Source organism: Micromonospora phaseoli (assembly GCF_900109115.1).
In the GTDB taxonomy this organism is placed as follows: Bacteria; Actinomycetota; Actinomycetes; order Mycobacteriales; family Micromonosporaceae; genus Micromonospora; species Micromonospora phaseoli.
In genome coordinates, this window is record NZ_FNYV01000017.1 from 17,537 (window position 1) to 41,944 (window position 24,408).

General features: G+C 71.0%; 23 protein-coding genes. 14 read left to right on the forward strand and 9 right to left on the reverse strand.

What is annotated here, in order from left to right:
• Positions 1-113: 113 nt before the first annotated feature.
• Positions 114-1,493 carry a hemolysin family protein gene (locus BMY89_RS27935; protein WP_092383204.1) on the forward strand — a complete coding sequence of 460 codons (1,380 nt, stop codon included), beginning with the start codon at positions 114-116 and terminating at the stop codon, positions 1,491-1,493.
• Entirely contained in the window at positions 1,490-2,554 is a 1,065-nt protein-coding gene (locus tag BMY89_RS27940; RefSeq protein ID WP_092383206.1) for a hemolysin family protein, read from the forward strand. Before BMY89_RS27935 ends, BMY89_RS27940 begins: the two co-directional genes overlap by 4 nt.
• 24 nt (positions 2,555-2,578) lie before the next feature.
• On the opposite strand, the gene BMY89_RS27945 is transcribed toward BMY89_RS27940, so the two are convergent.
• Positions 2,579-3,370 (reverse strand): hypothetical protein, encoded by a 792-nt coding sequence (locus BMY89_RS27945; protein WP_092383208.1) that lies wholly within the window; start codon positions 3,368-3,370, stop codon positions 2,579-2,581.
• Positions 3,371-3,483: 113 nt separating this feature from the next.
• On the opposite strand from BMY89_RS27945, the gene BMY89_RS27950 reads away from it, so the two are divergent.
• Both BMY89_RS27950 and BMY89_RS27955 read left to right on the forward strand, forming a co-directional pair.
• Positions 3,484-5,319 (forward strand): carbon starvation CstA family protein, encoded by a 1,836-nt coding sequence (locus BMY89_RS27950; RefSeq protein ID WP_092383210.1) that lies wholly within the window; start codon positions 3,484-3,486, stop codon positions 5,317-5,319.
• Positions 5,319-5,744, forward strand: a complete 426-nt coding sequence (locus tag BMY89_RS27955; RefSeq protein WP_092383212.1) for a hypothetical protein — start codon at positions 5,319-5,321, stop codon at positions 5,742-5,744. Before BMY89_RS27950 ends, BMY89_RS27955 begins: the two co-directional genes overlap by 1 nt.
• Here the strand turns inward: BMY89_RS27955 and BMY89_RS27960 are convergent.
• Positions 5,711-6,703 (reverse strand): NAD-dependent epimerase/dehydratase family protein, encoded by a 993-nt coding sequence (locus tag BMY89_RS27960; protein WP_170147670.1) that lies wholly within the window; start codon positions 6,701-6,703, stop codon positions 5,711-5,713. The genes BMY89_RS27955 and BMY89_RS27960 overlap by 34 nt on opposite strands.
• Positions 6,704-6,811: 108 nt before the next feature.
• On the opposite strand from BMY89_RS27960, the gene BMY89_RS27965 reads away from it, so the two are divergent.
• The gene (locus tag BMY89_RS27965) at positions 6,812-7,504 is read left to right on the forward strand and encodes a TetR/AcrR family transcriptional regulator (protein ID WP_092383214.1); all 693 of its coding nucleotides are present in this window, start codon (positions 6,812-6,814) and stop codon (positions 7,502-7,504) included.
• A gap of 70 nt (positions 7,505-7,574) precedes the next feature.
• Here BMY89_RS27965 and BMY89_RS27970 read toward each other — a convergent pair whose 3' ends face one another.
• Entirely contained in the window at positions 7,575-8,984 is a 1,410-nt protein-coding gene (locus BMY89_RS27970; protein ID WP_092383216.1) for an FAD-dependent oxidoreductase, read from the reverse strand.
• A gap of 134 nt (positions 8,985-9,118) precedes the next feature.
• On the opposite strand from BMY89_RS27970, the gene BMY89_RS27975 reads away from it, so the two are divergent.
• The 4 genes from BMY89_RS27975 (at position 9,119) to BMY89_RS27990 (ending at position 11,883) form a co-directional block, all read left to right on the forward strand.
• Entirely contained in the window at positions 9,119-9,469 is a 351-nt protein-coding gene (locus BMY89_RS27975) for an ArsR/SmtB family transcription factor (protein WP_092383218.1), read from the forward strand.
• 136 nt (positions 9,470-9,605) lie between these two features.
• Positions 9,606-9,728, forward strand: coding sequence for a 50S ribosomal protein L36 (locus BMY89_RS27980; RefSeq protein WP_092383220.1), 123 nt, complete (start codon positions 9,606-9,608; stop codon positions 9,726-9,728).
• 171 nt (positions 9,729-9,899) lie between these two features.
• Positions 9,900-11,483, forward strand: coding sequence for a hypothetical protein (locus BMY89_RS27985; protein WP_139218032.1), 1,584 nt, complete (start codon positions 9,900-9,902; stop codon positions 11,481-11,483).
• A gap of 187 nt (positions 11,484-11,670) precedes the next feature.
• Positions 11,671-11,883, forward strand: coding sequence for a hypothetical protein (locus BMY89_RS27990; protein ID WP_092383224.1), 213 nt, complete (start codon positions 11,671-11,673; stop codon positions 11,881-11,883).
• 20 nt (positions 11,884-11,903) lie between these two features.
• Here BMY89_RS27990 and BMY89_RS27995 read toward each other — a convergent pair whose 3' ends face one another.
• Positions 11,904-12,650, reverse strand: a complete 747-nt coding sequence (locus tag BMY89_RS27995; RefSeq protein ID WP_092383226.1) for an SDR family oxidoreductase — start codon at positions 12,648-12,650, stop codon at positions 11,904-11,906.
• An 84-nt stretch (positions 12,651-12,734) separates the two neighbouring features.
• Between BMY89_RS27995 and BMY89_RS28000 the strand changes: the two genes are divergently transcribed.
• The 4 genes from BMY89_RS28000 to BMY89_RS28015 all read left to right on the forward strand — a co-directional run bounded on the left by BMY89_RS28000 (position 12,735) and on the right by BMY89_RS28015 (position 15,728).
• Positions 12,735-13,343 (forward strand): TetR/AcrR family transcriptional regulator, encoded by a 609-nt coding sequence (locus BMY89_RS28000; RefSeq protein ID WP_232521591.1) that lies wholly within the window; start codon positions 12,735-12,737, stop codon positions 13,341-13,343.
• Positions 13,344-13,480: 137 nt separating this feature from the next.
• Positions 13,481-13,816: a YciI family protein gene (locus BMY89_RS28005; protein WP_092383230.1), complete on the forward strand. Its 336-nt coding sequence runs from the start codon at positions 13,481-13,483 to the stop codon at positions 13,814-13,816.
• Positions 13,813-15,027 (forward strand): RNA polymerase sigma factor, encoded by a 1,215-nt coding sequence (locus BMY89_RS28010; protein WP_092383232.1) that lies wholly within the window; start codon positions 13,813-13,815, stop codon positions 15,025-15,027. The genes BMY89_RS28005 and BMY89_RS28010 overlap by 4 nt, the downstream gene beginning before the upstream one ends.
• A gap of 110 nt (positions 15,028-15,137) precedes the next feature.
• Positions 15,138-15,728: a hypothetical protein gene (locus BMY89_RS28015; protein ID WP_139218033.1), complete on the forward strand. Its 591-nt coding sequence runs from the start codon at positions 15,138-15,140 to the stop codon at positions 15,726-15,728.
• Between the two features lie 54 nt (positions 15,729-15,782).
• Here BMY89_RS28015 and BMY89_RS28020 read toward each other — a convergent pair whose 3' ends face one another.
• Entirely contained in the window at positions 15,783-16,178 is a 396-nt protein-coding gene (locus BMY89_RS28020; RefSeq protein ID WP_092383236.1) for a MerR family transcriptional regulator, read from the reverse strand.
• Between the two features lie 81 nt (positions 16,179-16,259).
• On the opposite strand from BMY89_RS28020, the gene BMY89_RS28025 reads away from it, so the two are divergent.
• Positions 16,260-17,153: an NAD(P)-dependent oxidoreductase gene (locus BMY89_RS28025; protein WP_092383238.1), complete on the forward strand. Its 894-nt coding sequence runs from the start codon at positions 16,260-16,262 to the stop codon at positions 17,151-17,153.
• Positions 17,154-17,158: 5 nt separating this feature from the next.
• On the opposite strand, the gene BMY89_RS28030 is transcribed toward BMY89_RS28025, so the two are convergent.
• From BMY89_RS28030 to BMY89_RS28040, 4 genes are all read right to left on the reverse strand, one after another.
• On the reverse strand, positions 17,159-17,866 hold the full coding sequence (locus BMY89_RS28030) for an alpha/beta fold hydrolase (protein WP_198414151.1): 708 nt from the start codon (positions 17,864-17,866) through the stop codon (positions 17,159-17,161).
• Positions 17,867-17,984: 118 nt separating this feature from the next.
• Positions 17,985-18,158: a hypothetical protein gene (locus BMY89_RS30615; RefSeq protein ID WP_170147671.1), complete on the reverse strand. Its 174-nt coding sequence runs from the start codon at positions 18,156-18,158 to the stop codon at positions 17,985-17,987.
• A gap of 139 nt (positions 18,159-18,297) precedes the next feature.
• Positions 18,298-19,692, reverse strand: a complete 1,395-nt coding sequence (locus BMY89_RS28035; protein ID WP_092383240.1) for an MBL fold metallo-hydrolase — start codon at positions 19,690-19,692, stop codon at positions 18,298-18,300.
• Positions 19,693-19,965: 273 nt separating this feature from the next.
• Positions 19,966-24,345 (reverse strand): ExeM/NucH family extracellular endonuclease, encoded by a 4,380-nt coding sequence (locus BMY89_RS28040; protein WP_232521592.1) that lies wholly within the window; start codon positions 24,343-24,345, stop codon positions 19,966-19,968.
• Positions 24,346-24,408 lie beyond the last annotated feature (63 nt).

A 24,408-nucleotide genomic window follows, 5' to 3' on the forward strand; every position in this document is an offset into this window, starting at 1 on the left:
CGCCCGCCACACAGCAAAGTTTCAGCCCACCTATTTATCGTGGCCGCCATGTCCAGTGACAGCGAGCCTCCCAGTCCTGACCACCGCCTCGGTGTTCGGCAGGTGGCGCACCAGTGACCGAATGGTTGCTCCTGGCGGTCGCGGTACTGCTGATCGCCGCGAACGCGTTGTTCGTGGCCGCCGAATTCGCGTTCGTCACGGCCGACCGGGCGACGGTCGAACGTCACGCCCAGGCCGGTGACCGACGCTCGGAGGGGCTGCTAAAGGGGCTGCGCACGCTCTCCACCCAGCTGTCCGGGGCGCAGCTGGGCATCACCGTCACCAGTCTGGTCGTCGGCTTTCTGGCCGAGCCGTCCCTGGCCACGCTGCTGCGCGGCCCGCTCGGGCTGACCGGCCTGTCCGACGGGGCGGTGACGGCGCTGTCCGTCACGCTGGCGCTGGCGCTGGCGACCGGATTCCAGATGGTCTTCGGTGAACTCGTACCCAAGAACTGGGCCATCGCCGAGCCGCTGCGCGTCGGCCGCGCCGTGGCCGGGGCACAACGTGGGTTCACCGCGGTCGCGGGGCCGTTGATCCGCTTCCTCAACGGCACCGCCAACCGGATCCTGCGCCTGATGGGCATCGAGCCGACAGAGGAACTCGCCTCCGCCCGATCCCCGCAGGAGCTGGCCTCGCTGGTCACCCGCTCCGGGCAGCAAGGCACCCTTGACTCCCGCACCGCGGAACTCATCGCCCGCTCGATCGACTTCGGTGGGCGCTCCGCTGCCGACGTGATGACCCCGCGTACCCGGGTGCGGTTCGTCTCCGCCGACGCGCCAGCCGGCGAAGTCCTGGCCCTCGCGGCCGGCAGCGGGCACGCCCGCTTCCCCGTCACCGGCACCGGAGTCGACGACGTGGTGGGCGCGGTGCACTTCAAGCACGCCTTGGCCGTACCCGCGACCGACCGGACCGCCCGACCAGTCCGATCGATCATGGCGAGCCTGCCCGAGGTGCCCGAGACGATGCACCTCGACCCGCTCCTGGGCGTCCTGCGCGACCAGGGTCTGCAGATGGCGGTCGTGGTGGACGAATACGGCGGTACCGCCGGCATCGTCACTCTCGAAGACCTGGTCGAGGAGATCGTCGGTGAGATCGCCGACGAGCAGGACGCCCCGGCCCGCCGCCACCACCGGGCCGCTGACGGCACCTGGACCCTGTCCGGCCTGCTCCGTCCGGACGAGGCGTCGCGCCTGATCGATCTCGATCTGCCGGAACCGCGCGACACCGACACCCTCGGCGGACTGGTCACCGAGCACCTCGGCCGCTTTCCCCAGGTCGGGGACACCATCACGGTGTCGGCCGCCGATCGGAGCCACCCCGACTCCGACGGTCTGCCGAGTCCAGCCGGTGCCGAACTCACCGTCATCCGGCTCGACGGCCGCCGGGTGGACCGGCTCACGCTCCGCCGCGTCGACGCCCCGAACCACCGGCCCGCCGAGGAAGACTTCTCATGAGCGACACCACCGCAATCCTGCTGGCCGTGGCGCTGCTGGCCGGCAACGCCTTCTTCGTCGGCGCGGAGTTCGCTCTCATCTCCGCCCGCCGAACCCAGATCGAGCCCCGCGCGGCGGCCGGCTCGGCCATCGCCCGCATCACCCTGAGGGCGATGGAGAATGTCTCCCTGATGATGGCCGGCGCGCAGCTCGGCATCACGGTCTGCTCCCTCGGCCTCGGTGCGATCGGTGAACCCGCCGTGGCGCACCTGCTCGAAAAGCCCTTCGCCGCCGTCGGGGTACCCGACGCGCTGCTGCACCCCATCGCGTTCACCATCGCCTTGGCCTTCGTGGTGTTCCTGCACATGGTCCTCGGCGAGATGGTGCCCAAGAACATCGCCCTCGCCGGTCCCGAACGCTCCGCCCTGGTTCTGGGGCCCGTGCTCTACGGCATCGTCGCGGTGCTGCGGCCGCTGATCTGGTTGCTCAACCAGATCGCCAACGCCGTTCTGCGACTCCTGCGGGTCACTCCCAAGGACGAGGTCACCTCGTCCTTCACCAACGAGGAGATCGCCGGGTTCATCGCCCAGTCCCGCAGGGAGGGGCTGCTCGACCAGGACGAGCATGATCTGCTCACCGGAGCACTGGCCTTCAACGACCAGACTGCCGCCACCGTGGCACTGCCGCTGGCGTCACTGGTGACCCTGCCGCAGGACACCACCGCCGCCGAGCTGGAACGCCAGTGCGCGTCGACCGGCTTCTCCCGGTTCCCGCTCACCGATCAGGACGGTCAGCTGGCCGGCTACGTACACGTCAAGGACATTCTCGGGCTGCCGGCGGAGCAGCACGACGAGCCGCTCGATCCGAGTCTGATCCGACCGCTCGCGACGCTCGACGCCGAGCGGTCGTTACGCGACGCCCTCACCGCCATGCAGTACCGCGGCGCCCACCTCGCCACCGTCATCGACCCCACCGGCCAGGTCCTCGGGTTGGCCGCCCTCGAAGACGTCCTGGAGAAGCTCGTCGGCGAGGTGCGCGACGCGACCCGGCGCACCACCGACCGTGCCCTGGCCCGTTCGTGACCTAACTGTCCCGGCCGGCGAGGGCTACCGCACCGCCACGTCGTCAATGGCCTGACGGCACTGTCGGGCCAACCGCCGCTGGCGGGTCAGCCGTTGCCACAGGCTCAACGGCGGTGCCAGGGCGGTACGGGCCGGTGCCTGCTCGACGGAGAGCTGGCCCTCGGTCAGCCGGCCCCGGGTGATCCAGTGGGTCCAGCGTTCGAGGTCGGGAGCGGAGAAATCATGCCCCAGCAGCACCGCCGGTCCGGTCGCCGGGGGGTGGTCGGCGAGACTCGTCAGACGGATCGTGCCGTTGCCGTCACCATCCCGGTTCACCGTGTCCACGTGCAGGCCATGGTCGCCGGCGACCGCCAGCACCTCGCCGCTCCCGCCGGCGCGGGCACCCACCGAGGTCGCGGAGACGACGTCCAGCACCACGATCAGCCGGGGTAGGTACCACCAGTGCTCGCGGCGCAGCAGTGGTGAGTCGATCAGCGCCCGTGCGGGCGGGTACTTGCGCAGTTCCTGGGTGAGCAGGCGCTCCGAGAACTCGGCGCCGTCGCGGTCCTCGATCAGCCGGGGCGGGCCGGCCAGCACGGCCGGATGCCAGCTCCGTCCGGTGAGCCGGTCGTCGGAGACCACCAGCGCGGCCACCGGGGCGGCGGCCACCCGGCGGGCCAGCGACGCCTGGGCGTACGGGAAGGCGACGGCGGGTTTGTCGGTGAGCAGCAGCGGGGTGACCGGGCGGGCGTGCGGTCGGCCGGCCGGGTCGATCCAGGCCAGTTCCCCGACGGTGGCGGCCTGGATGGCGCGGCGGGTGTCTGCGTCCACGTCCATGTGATCCAAGCTGTTCGATTGACCTTGGAATGTGATCGCCGTTACATTACCGGGAGGTTTCGGGATCTGCACAACAAGCGCCCACCCCGGGTGGGCTGCAAGGAGGCAGCCGTATGCCCGCCATCGTGGTCGTCCTCGCGGTCATGGCGATGTTCGCCCTCGGCTACCGGTACTACTCGCGCTACCTCGCCGATCGGGTGTACGGGCTTGACCCCGCCTACGTCACCCCGGCGCACCGGTTCGCCGACGGGGTGGACTTCGTCCCCACCAACAGGCACGTGCTCTTCGGGCACCACTTCACCTCGATCGCCGGGGCCGCCCCCATCGTCGGCCCGGCGATCGCCGTCTTCTGGGGGTGGGGTCCGGCGCTGGCCTGGGTGGTGCTCGGCACCATCTTTGCGGCCGGCGTGCACGACTTCGGTGCGCTGGCGGTCTCGGTGCGGCACCGGGCCCGCAACATCGGCACCCTCGCCGCGGACGTGATCAGCAAGCGGGCCCGGGCGCTCTTCCTGCTCATCATCTTCTTCCTGCTCACGCTGGTGAACGCGGTATTCGCGGTGGTGATCGGGAACCTGCTCGTCGCGTACCCCGGCGCGGTCATCCCGATCTTCGTGGAGATCCCGCTCGCCATCGCGATCGGCCAGTACATCTACCGCACCCGCAGCGCCGCCCTGGTGCCGTCGATCATCGGTGTGATCGCCCTCTACTTCCTGATCTGGGTGGGCAACATCTGGCCGATCGAGATCACCGGTCTGGCCGACACGCTGGGCTTCGACCAGCCCCGCAACCTCTGGGTGGTCATTCTCTTCGCGTACACCTTCATCGCCTCGCGCCTGCCGGTCTGGCTGCTGTTGCAGCCGCGCGACTACATCAACTCCCACCAGCTGTTCATCGCCCTGGCGGTCATCTTCACCGGCGTGCTGGTCGGGATGGACCGGATCGTGGCGCCGTTGGTCAACGACGTGCCGGCCGGCTCGCCGAGCATCTTCCCGTTCCTGTTCATCACCGTCGCCTGTGGTGCGATATCCGGGTTCCATTCCCTGGTGGCGTCCGGCACCACCGCCAAACAGTTGGACAAGGAGACCGACGCCCGGTACGTGGGGTACGGCGGGGCGATCGGCGAGGGCAGCCTGGCGCTGGGCTCGATCATCGCGGTGACGGCCGGGGTGGCCGCCACCCGGGCCGAGTGGGACGGGCTGTACGCGACCCACGCCGACGCCTCGGGCGGGGCGACCCGCAACTTCGTCAACGGCATCGCCAGTTTCGCCGAGAACCTGGGCTTCGAGTTTCAGCTCGCCACCGTCTTCGCGGCGGTAGTGGTGATCTCGTTCGCGGCCACCACGATGGACACCGGTGTCCGGTTGCAGCGCTACATCGTCCAGGAGATCGCCGAACTGGCCGGCTGGCGGCGACTGTCGCGGCACCTGACCCTGACCGGGCTGTTGGCGATCGCCGCACCACTCGCGCTCGCCCTGCTGCCCGGTGGCGGGGACGCCGGCTACACCTTCGGGGTGTTGTGGCGGCTGTTCGGGACGACCAACCAGCTCACCGCCGGCCTGGCCCTCGCCGTGATCGCGGTCTGGGTGCTGCGCCGCCGCCGTAACCCGGTCGCGATTCTCGTGCCGCTGGTCTTCCTGCTGCTGATGACCACCTGGGCGCTGATCGTTCAGTTGCGCGAGTTCATCGAGGCCGACGAGTGGGTGCTGGCGCCGCTGGACGCCCTCATCTTCGTCCTCGCGCTGTGGCTGATCGTGGAGGCGGTGCTCGCGCTGCGCCGCGCCAGTGGGCAGACCACCGGAGCCGATTCGGACTCCGGGCCTGGCCCCGACACCGGTGCCGGTACCACCGAGCCTGACGCGGCCGACGAGCCCGAGGCGGCCGACGAGCCCGAGCGCACGGTCGGAGCCGAGTCCGGGGGCCGAGCCGAGGCCACCGACGATCGTCGCTGATGAGCCGGCACCGGGTTCTGCTGATCCGACCGTGGCCGGCGGCCCGGGTCGGCTCCGGCTGCTGCGCCGGTGCGACCGACATCTGCGGCGAGGGCCGGCACGAGGATCCCGCGCTGGCTCGCCAGCGGACCGAACAGCGGCCACTCGGTGAGGTCTACCTGACGGTGCGCGCCGGCCTGCCGCCTGATGTCGCGGTGGAGATCGTCGACCCGCACAACACCCTGTTCCTGTTGCCGGCGGTCGTGTGGGACGGCCGCCGGCACCGCCGACCGTGGCGGGTCCTCCTGCGCGACCTGGTCCGCGCCCCCGGGTACGCCGCGATCATCGTGGACGGTCGAGTGGTCAGCGACGCCGGGCTGCCGGCTCCCGAACAGGCGCTGCGACTCATCCGTCAGGCGTTGGCGGCCCCTCGGTCGAGCAGGTAGGTGGCGGGGTCTGCTGTCGAGGTCCCGGCCCTCGCGCCCGGGAGGCCGCCGAGCAGCGCGGCCGTTTCGCGCAACGCCTCGTCGAGCGGCTGGGGGTGCAGGCCGAAGGTGGCGGTGGCTGCCGTGGAGTCCATGACGAACGGTCGCGCGAACTGGTACGCCGTGGTCTGGAACTCGCGCAGCATCGGGGCGAGCAGGCCTGCGGCGCGGAAGATCACGCCGGGGATCGGGGTGAGCTTCGGCGCGGGCGCACCGACCACCTCGGTGAAGCGGGTGGCGAGTTCCCGGACCGTCAGCGGCGCCGCGCTCGGCACGTGCCAGGCCCGGTTCCACGCCCGCTGGTCGGTGGCGGCGGTGACCAGCATTGCGGCCATGTCGTTGATCGAGGTCCAGGTGTGCGGCACGTCGAGCGGACCCGGAACGAAGGTGCGGCGGCCGGCGAGCAGCGGTTTTCCGATGAAGAAGCTGAAGATCGACTGCGCCTGGAGGTAGTTGCTGCCCCGCACCTCGGTCACGGCGTGGATCCGGCCGGCCCGCTGCGCGGCGAGCGCGTCGCGCCAGATGTCGGCGCGCATCTTCAGCTTGGGGTGGGTGGCGGCGAGCGGGTTCGTCTCGGTCATCGGGCCGGTGACCTCGCCGTACCCGTAGAGGCATCCGGCGATAACCAGCGGGGCGCCGGAGCGTTCGGCGGCGGTGAGCAGCGCGGCGGCCATCGGCGGCCAGTCGGTGAGCCAGCGGTGGTAGGCCGGGTTGAGGCAGTTGTAGATCGCGGTCGCGCCCTCGGCCAGTTCGCTGAGCCGGTCGGCATCGACGGCGTCGGCGGCGATCCGCTCGACCCGGGGATGGGCCGGGCCCCGGCCGGAGCGGCTGACGATCCGGACCTGCTCGCCGCGCTCGGCGAGCTGCCGCGCGGTGGTCGAGCCGACCATGCCGGCACCGACGATCAGATGTACGGCCACAGGAGTCTCCTCTCGTTGAGAGCATTGCTCTCTTGTGAGATCAATGCTCACCCATGAGGCCCTCGTCGTCAAGAGCACTGCTCTCGAATGTGTGCGACACTCGCTGACATGCCTGCCGCCACCATCCGGGCCAGGGCCCGAGCCGAGATGATCAACGAGATCAAGGCGATCGCCCGACGCCACCTCGCCGCAGAGGGTGCGAACCTGTCGCTGCGCGCCGTAGCCCGCGAGATGGGCATGGTCTCCTCGGCGATCTACCGCTACTTCCCCAGCCGCGACGAGCTGCTCACCGCGCTGATCATCGACGGCTACCATGCCCTCGGTGAGGCCGCCGAGACCGGCGACGCCGAGGTCACCGACCGCGCGGATCTGCGTGGCCGATGGCTCGCCGTCTGCCAGGCGGTACGCCGCTGGGCGGTGGCCCACCCCGCCGAGTACGCCCTGCTCTTCGGTAGCCCGGTCCCCGGCTACGCCGCCCCGCAGGAGACCACCGTGGCGGCCGTCCGGACCCCGGCCACCCTGATCGGAATCCTCCAGGACGGCTTCGCCGCCGGCACCCTGGTCGATCCCGGCCCCGAGGAACTGACCGGCCCGGTCCACGCCGACCTGGCCGCCGCCCGCGATCAACTCTTCGCCGGGCTGCCCGAGGCCCTGCTGGCCCGCGGCGCGCTCGGCTGGATCCACTGCTTCGGGGCCGTCAGCTTCGAACTCTTCGGCCAACTCGACGGCTTGATCGAGGCACGGGAGGAGTATTTCGACCACCAGATGCGTCAGATGGCCGATCTGATCGGCCTGCCCTGAGGCCGCAACGACAATCGGTGATGCCCGCCGACCGTGGGATCGGTCGACGGGCATCGGATCGGCGGGATCGTCAGTTGCCGCAGCAGCCGCCGGTCTGGCTGGTCGACGGAGTGCCGACACCGACGAGGTTCAGTGGTGCGCCGAGCAGGCCGCCGGAGATGCCGGTGGCGAGGCCCCTGGCGACCGGCTCGGGGGCGGGCCCACAGCAACCGTCGCCGGTCGCCGAGTCGTCGGGGTTGCTGTTGCAGACGCCGGTTTCGGGCAGGTCGAGTTGGACGTCGTGGGCGGCCTGCCAGTCGCCGGCGAGGGCGGCGACGACCGAACGGACCTGCTCGTAGCCGGTGGCCATGAGGAAGGTGGGCGCCCGGCCGTAGCTCTTCATGCCGACGGCGTAGTAGCCGGGCTCGGGGTGGGCGAGTTCCTTGACGCCGTGCGGTGGAACGGTGCCGCAGGAGTGTTCGTTGGGGTCGATGAGCGGGGCGAGAGCGCGGGTGGCACCCATGATCGGGTCCAGGTCCAGGCGCAGTTCGGCGGCGATGGCGTGGTCCGGCCGGTACCCGGTGGCCGCGACGATCCGGTCCACCACCACCTTCTCCTCGATGCCGTCGGTGGGGCGGACGATCACCGTTACCCGGTCGTCGGTCGGGTCGATCGCGTGGACGGAGAAGCCGGTAAGCAGGCGGATGCGGCCGGCGTCGACGTGGGCGCGCAGGCGGGAGCCGAGCGCGCCGCGCGCCGGAAGGGCATCGGCGTCCCCGCCGCCGTAGGCGCGCGCCGGCGACCCGGAACGGATCGCCCAGGTCACTTCGGTGCCGGGCTCGGTGATCGCGAGTTCGGCGAGGGAGAGCAGGGTGTTGGCGGCGGAGTGGCCAGCGCCGACGACGAGGGTGTGGCGGCCGGCGAACCGGTCCCGGTCGGCACCGAGTACGTCCGGCAGCGCGTGCTCCAGGTGGGCGGCGGCGTCGCGCTCGCCACGGGCGGGTAGGCCGGAGGCGCCCAGGACGTTGGGGGTGTGCCAGGTACCGGAGGCGTCGATGACGGCTCGGGCGAGGATCTCCTGGCCGCCGGCGAGGCGGATCAGGAAGGGCGCCTGCTCGCGGCCGGCGGTGCGGAGCCGGTCGTATCCGAGGCGGCTGAGCGCCTCGACCCGGGCGCGGTAGCGCAGGTGCGGCTTGAGTTGCGGCAGGTCCGCGAGGGGCTGAAGGTAGCCGGCGGCGAGTTCGGCGCCGGTGGGCAGGGCATCCGGGTCGGGTGCGACCCAGCCGGCGTCGTCGAGGAGGCGGCGGGCGGCGGGGTCGATGTTGTACCGCCAGGGTGAGAAGACGCGGACGTGCCCCCACTGCCGTACGGCGGCGCCGGGGGTGTCGCCGCTTTCGAGGACGGTGAAGGGCAGGCCGCGCTCGTGCAGGTGCGCGGCGGCGGCGAGGCCGACCGGCCCGGCTCCGATGACGGCGACGGGTAGCTGGTCCAGGTCGCTCATCAGGACTCCTTCTGTCGAACGAATCAGGCGGGGCGCGGTGCGCCAGCCTCCGGGGCGAGCGTCGGGGCTCTCTGTCTCGACGTTCGTCGAAACAGAGAGTTGCATGCTGATTAGACAGCTGTCAACCTAGAGGAATGTCGAAGCAGACGGGACCGCTCGTTGATCTCACGGCCGCGCCGTGCTGCCCTCCGCTGGTGCAGCAGCGGGTGCCGGGTGAGACCGCCGCGGTGCTGGCGCCCGCGTTCAAGGCCCTCGGCGACCCGGTACGGCTGCAGCTGATGTCGATGATCGCCTCCGCCGAGGGCGGAGAGGTCTGCGTCTGCGATCTGACGCCGGCGTTCGACCTGACCGGGCCGACGATCTCGCACCACCTCAGGACGCTGCGGGAGGCGGGTCTGGTCGATGCCGAGCGGCGCGGGACGTGGGTCTACTACCGGGCCCGACCACAGATCCTCCGGCAACTCGCCGCACTACTGTCGGTCTAGCACCAGGCGCCACATCAGCCCCACTGGCCCGCCGTGAGCAGACCGTCCGGCCGGCCGGGCGCCGGGAATCCCGCCGCTCCGGTCGGCGTTTTCTCCTGGGTACGGCACGAGGTATGCCCGAGCCGAGGAGACACACATGAAGGTACGCAGCTCCCTGCGATCCCTCAAGCGGAAGCCGGGTTCGACGGTGGTACGCCGCCGCGGCCGGGTGGTCGTGGTCAACCGCACCAATCCGCAGTGGAAGAGTCGCCAGGGCTGACCTGGTTTTCAGACGATCGGCGCAGTCGCCCGGCGACTGCGCCGATCGTCATCCGGTGACCCAGGGCACCCCTGAGGATGTGCAAACGGGTGAGCGCGACTGGTCTGGTGTGGCCTACGATCAGCTCCCGCCGTTGTCGTACGGCGGATCACCTTCCACTCATGGGGTTTCGTGGAATTGAACTCTCTCTTCAGCCGGGCTGTCGCCACGGCTCTCGTGCCGGCCGTCGTGGTCGGCCTCGCGGCCCCGGCGGTCGCCGCCAGTAACACGCTCACCATCACCACGCTGGACCGCGCCGGTAAGAAGGTCGCGGTCACCACGACCGTGGTGAATCTCGCCACCAACAGCAGTCGCTCGGTCAAGTCCAACAAGGCCACCAAGCTGCCGAAGGGCACCTACGCGGTGCTCGCCTCGATCAGCACCGGTAGCGTGACGACGCTCGGCGCTCGTACCGTCAAGGTCTCCGGGGCCAGCAAGACCACCGTGGACGCGCGCAAGGGCAAGAAGGTCCGCCTGGGCCTCAGCCCGGCACCTACCGGCGACGCCGTGTCGGCGCAGATCACGGCGCAGATCTGCACCAGGTCGGACTCCGCCAGCTACGAGGTCGAGGCCTCGGCCTGGGGTAGTGGCAGCCTCCATGTGATCCCGAACTCGTCGAAGAAGCTGGCCTTCGCCGCGATGGGCCAATGGAGTGACGGCTCCGGCCTGACCGACAGTTACGCGGTCATGCACACCAGCATCGGTGTGCCGAGTGGTGTGTCCCGGACCTTCAAGCGGTCGTCGCTCGCCACCGTCAACGTGGCGGGCCGGCAGGGACCGTCCGCGACCGTCGACGGCAGTCACCTCGCAGTGCAGCCGACCGGCCGCGTCTGCGGTGACCACATGTACGCCGGCCTGTTCGGCGCCGACCGCCCCTACCGGACCAAGGTGCACCTGTCACCCGGCAAGTGGGACATCCGGGCCAGCAGTTACGCGGCGGCCAAGGACGGATCCACCGTGGTCGTCGGTGGCTACATGGTGCCGCGCACGGTCGTTGCGGGTAAGTCGTACACCCTGAACTTCTTCCGGTCCGCCTGGGGCCCGTCCACCCGGTTGCCGATGGTGCTCAACGGCCGGATCTCCTACTCGCTGAACGACATGTTCGCCGATCCCGGCTTCCCCCGGGACAGCGTCGAGGGCGGCGACAAGGCGACCGCGACCCTGACCTTCGGCGGCAAGACGGTCAAGACGAAGAAGGACAAGGGCTGGGAGCCCTACTTCACGACGCTCGAATACAAGGTGAAGAAGGCCGGTTGGTACAAGCTCACCAACAACGCGAGCCGTTACTACCCGGAGATCACCTTCCCTGCCGGGATGCTGTCGCCGAAGACCAGCGTCACGTACCGGTTCAGGGCGAAGCCGAACACCTCAGTGACGGCGCCCGTCTACGCGATCACCATGCTGCCCACCGGTCTCAGCCTCTACAACCGGGCGAAGCCGGGCAGCACCACGAACGTCCAGCTGAAGCTGAGCCGCTCCAAGTTCAGCCCGGACGCCAAGCTGGGCACGAACCCTAAGGTGAAGACGGTCACCGCCAAGGCGTCCTACGACGGCGGTAAGACCTGGCGGTCGGTGAAGGTCAAGAAGATCTCCGGCAAGTGGACCGCCCAGGTGGGCAACCCGCAGTCCGGCGCGGTCTCGCTGCGGGCCCGGGTCACCGACGCCACCGGCGGCTACACCGATGTGACGATCATCCGGGCGTACGCGATCGGCTGATCTCCGGGCCCTCCGGCCGGCCAGCTCAAGAGGTCTGATCCGCTCGCCGAGCGGATCAGACCTCGCTGCTTTCTTGCGTCGCCTGACGGGCCGCTGCTACCGGGTGGCCGGCAGTGCGTCACCGGTTCGTTGCGGCAGTAGCCGGTCATCCGGCGGCTGTGCCGGGGCAGCCGGGCCGACCCTTTTCATGACCGGTTGGATTCTGCTCGCGGCGGTCGTCCATCGACGGGTCTCCTGGCACCGGGTGGTCGGGCTGCTGGCGATCGTGATCGCCGCCGTCGCTGGCCGCGGCCTGCCGCTGCTGGTGTACTCCGCGATCCTCGCCGGCCTGCTGAGCCTGATCGCCCACAGCGACGTGCTGGTCCGGCGGGCGCGCGAGGTGACCGGTCCGCCACGGTGACCGCGACAGCTCCGGCACGATCAGATCGCGCCGCCGTTGGCGTAGAGCACCTGGCCGTTGACCCAGCGCCCCGGCCCGGCGAGGAAAGCCACCAGCTCGGCGATGTCGTCAGGGGTGCCCAGGCGCTCCAGCGGCGGCTCGGCGGCGATCCGGGCGACCGTCTGCTCGTCCTTGCCGTCGAGGAAGAGCGCGGTCGCGGTCGGTCCGGGGGCAACCGCGTTGACGGTCACGTCCCGGCCGCGCAGCTCGCGGGCGAGGACCAGGGTGATCGCGGAGACCGCCCCTTTGCTCGCGGCGTACGCGCTGTAGCCCGGCCGGGCGAAACGGGTGAGCGAGCTGGAGAAGTTGATGATCGCGCCACCTCGGCGGACCCGGCGGGCGGCCTGCTGGTCGACCGCGAACGTGCCGCGCACGTTGACCCGCAGGATGCGGTCGAGCTGGTCGAGGTCGAGATCGGCGAGTGGGCTCAGGGCCATCATGCCGGCCGCGTGCACCACCACGTCGACGCCACCGAAGCGGCGTTCCGCAGCCTCGAAGAGGTCGGCCACCGCAGCCTCGTCGGCGATGTCGGCCGGGATCGCGATCGCGTCGCCGCCCGCCGCCCGGGCCGCCGCGACGGCGGTCTCCGCCTCGGCGTGGTTGTCGCGGTAGTTGACGACGATGGCGTACCCGTCCGCCGCCAACCGTTCGACAACCTGGCGACCGATGCCTCGGGAGCCGCCGGTGACGATGGCGACCCTGGGTTGGTCGGTGGAGTTGCTGTTCATGGGTGCTCCTGGGATCCAGAGTTGTGTACGCTGTGTCCATATAAACAACATGAAGACAGAGTGTCCACAAAAATGGGAGGGTCAGTGACTCAGCTCACCCCCGACGCGGAGCCGCCGCTGCGACGCGGGCGGGGCCGCCGTCCCGCCGGCCAGGTCCGCGCCGAGATCCTCAACGCCGCCGGGAACCTCCTACTGGCCGAGGGGATGACCGGCTTCACCATCGAAAAAGTCGCCGCCCATGCGGGCGCCAGCCGCATGACGATCTACAAGTGGTGGCCGTCCAAGGGCGCGCTCGCACTCGACGGCTACTTCACCGTCGTCGCCCCCGCGCTGGCCTTCCCCGACACCGGCGACATAGTCGCCGACCTGACCAGCCAGTTGGTGTCCTTCGTCCACCTGCTGACCGACACCTCCGCCGGGCGGGTCGTCAGCCAGCTCATCGCGCAGTCCCAGACCGATCCGGACCTGGCCACCGCCTTTCGCGAGCGCTACTCCGGGCCACGCCGCGCCATCAGCGTCGAAGCGCTCAACAAGGCCGTGGCCCGTGGGCAGTTACGGGCGGACATCGATCCGGAATCCGTCATCGACCAGCTCTGGGGCGCCTGCTATCACCGGCTGCTCATTCCCGACCAGCCCCTGACCGAGGAGTTCGTCGTGACGCTGGTCGACAACCTCATCCGCGGGCTGCGCTGACGCCGGGACCGACAGGAGGCAAGGGCTCGGACCGATCGGATCGGAGATGGCACCCCGCGGTTGTCCGGATGGCTGGTCCGCCGTTCGTCATGCCGGTGGGAACACTGGTCCTGACGATGTGACAGAGAGGCCCTGACGTGAAGTACATGATGCTGGTCTGCACCGACCCGGAGCCGGATTCGGAGCCCCAGAACCACCCCGACGTGGAGGTGTGGGTGGCGGAGAACGATGCCGCCGGCCGACGGCTGCAGGGTGCTCAGCTGGCGCCGGCGTCGGCCGCGACCACGGTACGCGTCCGCGGAGGTCAGCTCCTCGTCTCCGACGGTCCGTTCGCGGAGGTCAAGGAGATGATCGTCGGCTTCGACCTGCTGGAGTGCGCCGATTTGGACGAGGCGATCGAGGTCGCCCGGGCCCACCCGATGGCCTGGGCCGGACGCATCGAGCTGCGTCCGTTCGCCGACCTCGACCAGTGACGGACCGGGCCGCGGCGGCGGCGGCCGTCGCGGCCACGGCCGTCGACGCGTACCCGCGAATCGTCGCGGCACTGATCCGGATCACCGGTGACTGGGGCCTGGCCGAGGACTGCGCCCAGGAGGCGTTGGCCCGGGCGCTGGACCGCTGGCCGGTGGAGGGTGTGCCGGCGAACCCGGGCGGCTGGTTGATGACGGTGGCCCGCAACCGGGTCCTCGATGTGCTGCGGCGGGCCTCGGTCGAGCGGCGCAAGCTGCGCGAACTGGCGGTGCTGGCGCTCACCGCCGCAACCGCCGAGCCGGCCGGGGAGGAGGTGGTGGACGACCGGCTGCGGCTGATCTTCACGTGCTGCCATCCGGCGCTCGCGATCCAGGACCGGGTGGCGCTGACCCTGCGCACGATCTGCGCGGTGCCGACCGTCGAGATCGCCCGGGCCTTCCTGGTCAGCGAGTCGGCGATGACCCGCCGGCTCACCCGCGCCAAGACGAGGATCGCCGACGCGGGCATCCCGTACCGGGTGCCGAGCGGCCCGGCGCTGAGAGAACGGCTGCCCGGCGTGCTGGCCGTGCTCTACCTGCTCTTCACCCGGGGGTACGACGCGGACGGCGAACCGGCCTTCGCCGATGAGGCGATCCGGTTGGCCCGACTGCTGGTCCGGCTCATGCCGGAGCAGCCGGAGGCGTCCGCGCTGCTGGCGCTCTTCCTGTTGCAGCACTCCCGCCGCGCCGCCCGGCGGGACGCCGACGGCAACCTGGTGCCGCTGGACCGCCAGAACCGGTCCGACTGGGACCACGCGGCGATCGCGGAGGGGGTACGCCTGGTCGCCGGGCTGCCGGAGCAGGGCCCGTACGCGTGGCAGGCGCGGATCGCGGCCTGCCACGCCACCGCGGCCAGCGCCGAGCAGACCGACTGGCGGCGGATCGCGGACTGCTACGACCAGATGTTCCGGCTCCAGCCGACCCCGGTGGTCGCGCTGAACCGTGCCGTGGCGCACGGGTACGCGTACGGGCCGGCGGCCGGATTGTCGCTGCTCGCCGAGGCGCGCGAGGGCGGCGGGCTCGACGGCTATCCGCTGGCTCTCGCCGTGGAGGCGGATCTCGTCGCTCGGCAGGGTGACCGTGATCGGGCGGCGGCATTGTTCCGCGCGGCGGCGGAGCGGGTGCACGGCGACGCCGAGCGTCGGGCGCTGCTCGACCGGGCCCGATCCGGGTAGCCGGTGCGACGAACCCGCACTGACGATCCAGACAGAGGTGGATTCGGATATCCCGGTTGGGCGGGGCGGCGGTGATGAGGGGATCGGTCGATACTGCGAAGGTGACGAGGATGCCCAGAGTGGTGGCGGCCGTGGTGCTCGGGTGCGCAGCGACCGCCTGTGACGCAGCACCGCCGGAGGCCACCCCGACGGTGTCCCCACCCGCGTCCACCGTGCCGCCCGGGGAGTTCTCGGCGCCACCGCTCGCGCTGCCCGGGGTGCAGCCCGGCGACGCCTGCCCGGTCACCGAGCCGCGGCCCTGGCCCGACACCGACCAGGCATCTCGGGTGCTCGGCTCCGGCCCGCTCTACCCGGTCGCCGACTACTTCACCGACGGCGTCCTGCAACTGCGTGACGAGGACCGGGAGCCGGACGGGACGTACACGAAGAAGGTGCGGTGGATCGGCTCCGGCTACACCGGCCCGGTGCTGGTCCGGGCGGCCCGGATCGACGGGCCGGGCAGCGCGGCGGGGAGGTTCTCCTACACCGGCGAGCCCCGCGACGGCGGCCACTACGCCGTGTTGAGCCGCCCGGACAGCGACCTGCCGGGCACCACGACGGTCAGCGGCCCGGGCTGCTACGCGTACCAGGTCGACGGGGTGAGCTTCAGCGTGACGATCGTCTTCCGTGCCGTCCCGGCGGCCACTGCCAGTCCGTCCTGATCGCCCGGCGTGCCGCGCCCGGTCAAGGGCGCGACGCCGGGTCCGCCGTCCGGCTCAGGTAGCGGACGCCGGTCGCCGCCGACCGGGGGTTCGGGACAGCTGCCGCTCGGTGGCGTCGAGGTAGTCGTGCAGGGCCTGGCGGGAGCGGGCGAGGGCGTCGATGCGCTCGTCCAGCCCGTGCAGCCGGGTACGCAGGGCATCGAGTAGCTCGGCGCAGGGTTCCAGGTCGGGGCTCTCTCCGGTGGCGCAGGGCAGCAGGTAGGCGATGTCCTCGGTGGACAGCCCGGCCGCGAGCAGCCGCCGGATCTGGGTCACGGTGGTCACCGCGTCTTCACCGTAGGCCCGGTAACCGTTGGCGCCGCGAACCGGCTCCAGTAGGCCCTGGCTCTCGTAGTAGCGCAGCTGGTGCGGGTTGACACCGGTCCGTCGGCTCAGCTCCCCGATCAGCACAGACGTTCCCCTTGACCTTCATATCGATGTGAAGGTTGACGATACCTGCCAGGACCTGATCCCTGCGCGAAGGAGCAGTTGATGCACGACAACGACGGCACCCGTACCCCCGTGACGGTCATCGGCCTGGGCCTGATGGGCCGCGCGATCGCCGCCACGGCCCTCCGCGACGGCCATCCCACCACCGTCTGGAACCGTACGGCGGAGAAGGCCACGGAACTCGTCGCCCGAGGCGCGCGGCTCGCCGAGACGGCCGGCGACGCCGTCGCGGCCAGCCCACTGGTGATCGTCTGTGTCACCGACTACGACGCGGTGCGCGAGATCCTCGAACCACTCGGTGGGTCGATGGACGGCCGGGTCCTGGTGAACCTGACCTCGGGCACCTCGGAGGTGGCGCGGGAGACCGCCGGGTGGGTGGCCCGGCAGGGCGGTGTCTGTCTCGATGGCGCGATCATGGCCAGCCCGCCGGCAATCGGCACCGCCGACGCCGCCATCCTCTACAGCGGGCCCCGTCCGATCTTTGACCAGTACGAGGCGACACTGGGCAGCGTGGGTGCGGCGATCCACCTCGGCGAGGACCATGGACTGTCGTCGCTGCACGAGGTGGCCGTGCTGGGCCTGATGTGGGGCATCCTGAACGGCTTCGTGCAGGGTGCCGCCGTGCTCGGTGCGGCAGGGGTGAAAGCGGCCGCCTTCGCCCCACTCGCCATCCGGGGCATCGAGACGGTCACCGGTTGGCTGCCCGGCTACGCCCGACAGATCGACGACGGCGCGTACCCGGGCGACGACTCCACCATCGACATCCACCTGGCCGCGATGGCGCACGTCGTTCACGAGAGCGAGGCGCTCGGCGTCAACGTCGAGCTGTCCCGGCTCACGAAGACGTTGGCCGACCGGGCGGTGGCCGACGGGCACGGTGGCAGCAGCTACGCGGCCATGATCGAACAGTTCCGTAAGGTGACTGCTCGAACCTGACCCGATCAGGCGGGCGAGTCGGTGAGGAAGGACTCGACGGCGGTGACGAAGGCGGCGGACGCGTTCGGATGGATGTGGTGGCCGGTCGGGATGGTCACCAGCCGACCGGCGGGGATGCGGTCGGCCATCCGAGCCATCGCCTCCTGCGGCAGGTGGCTGGTCGGCCCGCCGGCCAGGACCAGGGTCGGCACCGGGATCGTCGCCAGCGTCTCCCACCGGGCCGGGTCTGGCGCGTTGAGCTCGGCCAGCACGGACGGGCGGATCTCCCGGTCGTAGTAGGGCGCCGAGTCCGGCAGACCGGTGGGGATGGTGAAGCCGAGCGGCACCGGCGGCGGGCACTCCTCAAGGACCAGGGCGGCCACCCGCTGCGGTGCCGCCTGGGTGGCGAGCAACGCGGCGACCCCGCCCAACGAGTGCCCGACCAGGACCACCCGGTCCAGCTCCCACCGGTCCAGCAGCGCCAGCAGGTCGTCGCGCAGGACGGCCAGCGAGTACGGCCCGACCCGGTCGCTGCGGCCCATGCCGCGCAGATCCGGCAGGTGGACGGTGCGGCGCTGGGCGAGCGTCGGGGCCAGGGCGTCCCAGGTGGTGCCGTCGCCCCCACCGCCGTGCAGCAGCACCATCGGCGGCTCACCCGCCGTGTCCGGCCCACCCTCCACCGTGCGGTACGCGAGCCGCCCCCAACCCATCTCCACCGACCGGTACGCCCACATGGCCGAAGCGTACGGCGGCACGCCCCGCCACGACGTCCCGCCGGCCGGGGTGGCAACCCGACGCCGGCCGGCGGGTCTCCTCGCGGAGAACCACCGGCCGGCGCTGGCCGAGAGGGGCTCAGCCGGCCCGGTTCACCTTGTCCACCACCTGCAACTCGGTGACCAGTGCCTCCACCTCCGGCGACCCCTCGACGTAGACCTTGTCGTGGATCTCCCGGAAGTGCCGGACGTACTGCGCGGCGAGCTGGTCCGCGCGCGGCCCGGCGAGGGCGTTGAGGCAGTTGCTCACCACGGCGACATCCGGGTGACGAGCTGGCCCGGCAGCACCGTGTTCCGGGTGCTGCTGCCGGTCAGTCCCCCGGAGCCGCCGGCCGGCTGACCGGGTGCGCCCGGCCGTCACGGGCGATCGCGACGATCACCGGGGCCGGTGGTCAGGGGGCCAGCCGCACGCCGGCCTGCTCGGCATGGTCGAACAGGTCGTTGACGAGGACCACGTCGCGGCCGGTGTTGGCCAGCAGGGACGCGGCGACGGCGGCCCGGTAGCCGGAACCGCAGTGCACCCAGATCGTGCCCGCCGGGATTTCGGTCAGCCGGCGACGCAGGTCGGGCAGCGGAACGTGCACCGCATCCGCCACATGACCGTCCCGCCACTCGTTGGTCAACCGCACGTCGAGCACGACCTGCGGGGCGGGCAGCCCGGTCGGGGTGTGCCCGGCCTGCGCGGCGGCCAGCGCCGGGAAGTCGGCGACCATCAGCTCCCGCAGCGCGGTGGGGTCGGTGGCCCACTGCTGCGGGGTACCGGTCGCCTGGGCGGCGGGTCGGTCGATGCCGATGCGGACCAGTTCGCGCTGGGCGTCGGCGACCTGTTCGGGCGTCTCGGCCAGCAGCGTGACCGGCGTACCCCAGTCGACCAGCCAGCCGAGCCAGGTGGACATCGGTCCGTCGAGACCGAGGCTGATGGTGCCGGCCAGGTGCGAGACGGCGTACGCCTTGCGGTGTCGCAGGTCGACCACCCACTCCCCGGCGGCGATCCGGTTTCGTAGTTGCTCGGCGTCGGCCCGGGCCACCGGCGTGAGGTCCACCGGTGCTGGGCCGGCGGTGTTGGCCACCCCCATGTGCGCGTAGTACGCCGGGTAGGCGTCCAGGCCGGCCAGGGTCTCGGTGACGAAGTCCGCAGCGGCGAGCCGGAACACCGGGTTGGCCTGCTTCTCCCGGCCGATCGTCGACTCCGGGGCGTCGGCCTGGCTGGCCGAACAGAAGCTGCCGAACCCGTGGGTGGGCCACACCTGTGCCCCGTCGGGCAGCAGGTCGGCCAGCCGCTTCGCCGAGGCGTGCTGCTGGTGGGCCAGCTCGTGCGCGTGCTGCTCGCCGAGCAGGTCGGTGCGGCCAGTGGTGCCGAACAGCAGCGATCCGCCGGTGAACACCCCGAGCGGGTGCCAGCCGCCGTCGGCGGCCTCGTCCAGGACGTACGACAGGTGGTGGAAGGTGTGGCCCGGCGTGGCCACCGCCCGGATCTGCACCGCTTCCGACACCTCGATGACGTCGCCGTCGGCGACCGGCAGCCGGTCGAAACCGACCTCGTCGGCTGCGGCTACCAGGTAGCGCGCGCCGGTCAGCCGTGCCAGCTCCAGCCCGCCGGAGACGTAGTCGTTGTGGATGTGTGTCTCGATCACGTGGGTGATCCGGGCGCCGACCGCTCCGGCGAGCTGCATGACCCGGTCGACGTCCCGTTGGGGGTCCACCACGACCGCTGTCCGGCCGTCGGTGGCCAGGTAGCTGCGGTCACCCAGGGACGAGGTCGCGATGACCGACACCTGCACCGTCATGCCAACTCCTCTCACTCCCACATATACCCATAGGGGTATATGTGGGTCAGTTGTCCGCCGTGCCCGAACACCTACCCGATCGGATCGCGAGAATGCGATCCGGCTGGGGTGCGGTGGCGTGCGCTTACCTCCAAGATACCCCGGGGGGTATGCGGTGCCCAGTCGGGTGGGACGACCGGAACGACTGGTGGGGCCCGTGAGACGTAACGGACCAGTGGGGCCGGTCCGCGGCCGGAGGTTCTCCGACCGCGGACCGGCGCTTTCACCTACCGGTCACAGCCGCGCGCACTGGCCCGACGCCGGGCCCCGCACCGTGTTCGACCGGCCCTCGTTGACCGGGGCCGGGGTGTTGCCCGAACAGGCCAGCGGCCCGCTGACTGTGTTCGCGGCGACGACCACCGGCTGGCTGCCGGAGTTGCCGGTCACGCTGACCGGGCCGCTGACCGTCACCGTGTCCACCCGCACTCCGCCGAGGTTGGCCACGAGCGACAGCGGGCCGTTGATCCGCCCCTTGCTGATCTTCAGGTCGCCGGTGGTACCGGCGACCGTGACCGGGCCGGACACCGTGGCGCTGGACAACTCGAACAGCACCGGCCGGGTGGCGGAGACCGGGCCGTTGATGGTGCTGCCGGTCACCCGCAACGAGGCCCCGGCGCCGATCGACACCGGTCCGGCGATGGTGGCGTTCTCCACGCAGGTCAGGCCGGTGGTGACGATCAACGGCCGGTTGTGCCTGCCGGTGATCGTCGTGGTGCAGACCGGCCCGCCCTGGCCGACGGCCGACCGCGGCTCGGTGTCCGCGGTGATGGGCGAGTTCGCCGCGAAGTAGCTGACCAGCATGGTGAGGTCGTTGTCGCCGGTGGTCACCGGGTTGGTGCCCCCACCGAGGGTGGTGAAGTTGTCCCCGCCGGCGGCGAGGAACGAGTTCACCGTCACCCGGTAGGTGCCCGCCGGGTCGATCGGCGCGCCGTTCAGCTTCATCGAGGTGATCCGCGAACCCTGGGCGGCCTGCGGGTCGTAGGTGTAGTAGAAGCCCTTCGACACGCCGAGCCAGAGCACCGGACGGGACGCGCCCGCCGGCTGCCACTGCTGCTCCAGCACCTGCTTGATCTCCGCGCCGGTGTAGGTCTTGGTGACCACGTCGTTGGCGAACGGCTGGACGGCGAAGGCGTCGGCGTACGTCACCGTGCCGTCGGTCCGGTACAGCAGGTCGGCCCGCAGACCACCCGGGTTCATGAACGCGATCTGCGCTCCGCCCCGGCCGGCGTCACTGGTGCCGGCGAGCTGCACGTCGGCGATCAGGTTGCCCAGCGCCGACTCCTTGCCCCGGTCCTCGTTGCCGTCGGTGTAGGCCCGCCGGATGTCGGCGGTGATCTCACCCAACTTCTGCTGGCCCAGCTCCTGTGCCCGGACCTTGGCGGCGGCCACGATCTCGGCCACCGCCGGATCCTGCGGCGCACCGACCACGTCCACCAGGGACGCGTCGGCGGCGGTGACCGAACCCGACTCCGGGTCGAAGGTCAGCGTCACCTTGCCCAGTCGCTTGCCGTAGTCCTCGGCCTGGACGATCGGACGCAGCTTGTCCGTGCCCGGAACCGGAACCTCGAAGGCGTACGGCTGGTGGGTGTGCCCGCTGAAGATCACGTCGACGGTCGCGTCGGCTCGGGTGAACTCGCCGAAGACCGGGTCGTTCGCCAGCGCCGCCGGGGAGTCGATGTTCTCCGTCGCGGCACCCTCGTGGGCGAGCAGCACCACCACGTCGGCCTCGCCGTTGTCCGGGTTGCCGTCCTTGAGCTGACCGGCCACGAGGTTGGCCTCGGCCACCGGGTCGCGGAAGGTCAGACCGGCGATGCCGTCGGGACTGACCAGTGAGGCGGTCTGCTCGGTGACCACGCCGATGAAGCCGACGCGGACCCCGCCGATGGTGTCCACCGAGTACGCCGGCAGCGCGCGGGTGTCACCCCGGTACACGTTGGCGCCCAGGTGCGGGAAGTCGGCCCGGTCGGTCACCCGCCCGGTCAGATCCGCCATTCCCTTGTCGAACTCGTGGTTGCCCACGGCCGAGACGAGCAGGCCGGCCTGGTTCAACGCGTCGATCGTCGGGTTGTCATCGTCGATCGCCGAGATGAAGGTGGACGCGCCGATGTTGTCGCCGGCGGAGACGAAAGCGGTGTTCGGGTTCTCCGCCCGCAGCTCGTTCACCAGACCGGCGATCTGCGCGGCACCGCCGACCGGCTGACCGTCCACGGTGGCCGGGGACTCCAGCCGGCCGTGGAAGTCGTTGATGCTCAGCAGTTGGAGGTCCACCGAGCCGGTGTCCGAGCCGGTGTCGATCCCCACCACCAGCGGGTTGTGGTCGCTGGCCCGGTACGCGTCCGGCGCGAAGAACTCGGCCAGGCCGTCGTACTGGAAGGCGTACGACTCGACGGCGTTGATCTGCCACACGTCGACCCCGGTCACCCGGGCCGCCAGCGACGGCGAAGCGACGGCGTGGTCGAGCGAGCCGGACTCGCCGTTGAAGACGTAGCTCGTCTTGCCGGTGTCGTTGAGGTTGCGGTACTGCTCGTCGTAGAGGACCTGCATCGGGTCCTCGTGGGTGTACGCGTTGAAGTCACCTAGCAGCAGCACGTCCGAGGTGCCGCTGTCGGCCGCGACCTGGTCGACGAACGTTGCCAACGCCTGGGCCTGCCGGACCCGGTCGCCGTTCCAACCACCCTGACCGTCACCGGCGTCGGCGTTGTCGCCGGTGCCGGCACCGCTCTTGGACTTGAAGTGGTTGGCGACCACGATGAAGTCGACCGTGCCGGCGGTGAACGTCTGCGCGATGGGTTCTCGGGCGTTGAACCAGACCGTCTCGTCGTTGACCGAACGCGACGGGCCCTTCGGCTGCGCCTTCGCCGGCTTGAAGATGATCGCCGTGGTGATGAAGTCCTGCTGGGCCGCGCCGGGCAGCTCCGCCGGGGTACGGACGTAGTCCCAGGTACCCGCGCCGTCGGCGGTGTTCAGGGCGGCGACCAGGCGCTTGAGCGCCTGCTGCGGGTCGGCGGCGTTGAACCGGACCGAATTCTCGATCTCCTCCAGCGCGACCACGTCGGCGTCCAGCGCGCTGATCGCCGAGACGATCTTCGCTTCCTGCTTCGCCAGCGCGGCCTCGTCGGCGGCGCCGCGCGCGTCGCCACCGAAGTGCACGAAGTAGTTCAGCACGTTGAAGCTGGCCACCCGCAGGTCGCCACCGACGTCGACGGGCGCGGCGGTACGCGGGTTGGTGGCCTTGAAGGTGGTCCGGGCGGCCGGCGTGGTGTCCGCGTCGACCGGGACGGTCGGCTGCAGACGCCACTCGTTGAAGCCGTACGAGAGCACCGACGAGCCGAACGCCTCCACCGAGTCGCCGACCCGCAGCGGGCTGGCCGGCGAGACGTATGGCGGCAACAGCCCGGCGGTGGCCAGGTTGGTCGTCTTTGCGTCGTCGACCAGGATCCGGCGCAGCTTGTTCTCCGCCGCCAACTGCTGAGCCTCGGCGGAGCCGGGACGGAACCGGTCGGTCGGGGTCAGCGCCGGCTGGTCGCCGGCCGCGAGCACGACCTCGCCGTAACGGTTGGTGTTGTAGACCTCGGAGACGGCGTACTGGCCGACCGGCGCCACCAGCATCGACTCGACCGACTCGCGGGCGGCGTCGTCCAACGGCAGGCCGACCGGAACCGGGGCCGGCAGCGGTGAGCCCTGCTCGCAGACCTGCACGTCGGCCCGGGCGGCGATGCTGAGCTGGGTGAGCCCGTTGAACTCGCTCGCGGTGCCGCTGACCCGGACCCGGTCACCGATCGTGACCGACGGGTGGTTGGCGGTGTTGGTGGTCAGGTAGACGAAGATGCCGTCCGAGGCGGTACCGCCCGCGACCGGACGGTCCCCACCACTGCCGGCCGTCTGGACGTACACGCCGTTGTAGCCACCGACGCGGTGGTCGGCGGTGACGATCCCCTCGACGGTCACCCGGGTTCCGGCCAGCGGCGTGGCGCTGCCGGTTCCCTGCACCTGGGCGATGGTGTGGTCGACCGCGACGGTGCAACCGGTCGGGTCGGGGTCCGGGTCCGGGTCGGGGTCCGGCGCGCTGTTGCGTACGCCGAAGGTGTTCGCCGCCGGCGCCTGCCAGCTGTCGTCGAGCTTCTGCAGCGAGTGACCGACCGGAGTGGAGGCGGCTTCCGCGACACCGAGGTCGACCCCGGTCAGGCCGTTCGCCGGCCCGCCGACCGCGGTGAAGGTCCCCTCGTAGCTGAGGAACTCCGCCACCGAACCGTCCGGTGCGACCAGCGCGACGCCGTCCGGCGACCCGTTCTGGATGCCGTCGGTCGGGTACGACGCGACGACCACGCCCGCGTCCGGCACCGCACCGCTCAGCGTCCTGGTGTTGTACGCCGCGCCGTTGGCACCGTTGTAGAGGACGATCTGCCAGCCGGTCAGGTCGTAGCCGGACGGCGCCTCGATCTCGATCGCCTCGCCGGTGTCCGCGCCGACGTTGTCATAGTGGATCTCACTGATGAAAGGGGTCGCCGGCACCGGCTCGGCGACTGCGGCGGTGCCACTGGACAGGACGAGCGCGGTGGCGGTGACCAGTACGCCCGGGATTGTGAGTAGTCGTGTACTTCTTGTTCGCTGCATGTGCGCGGCCTCCGAGGGAGTAGACCGCTGGAGGATAAGCGGCACCGGTGTCCAGGTGGGAGC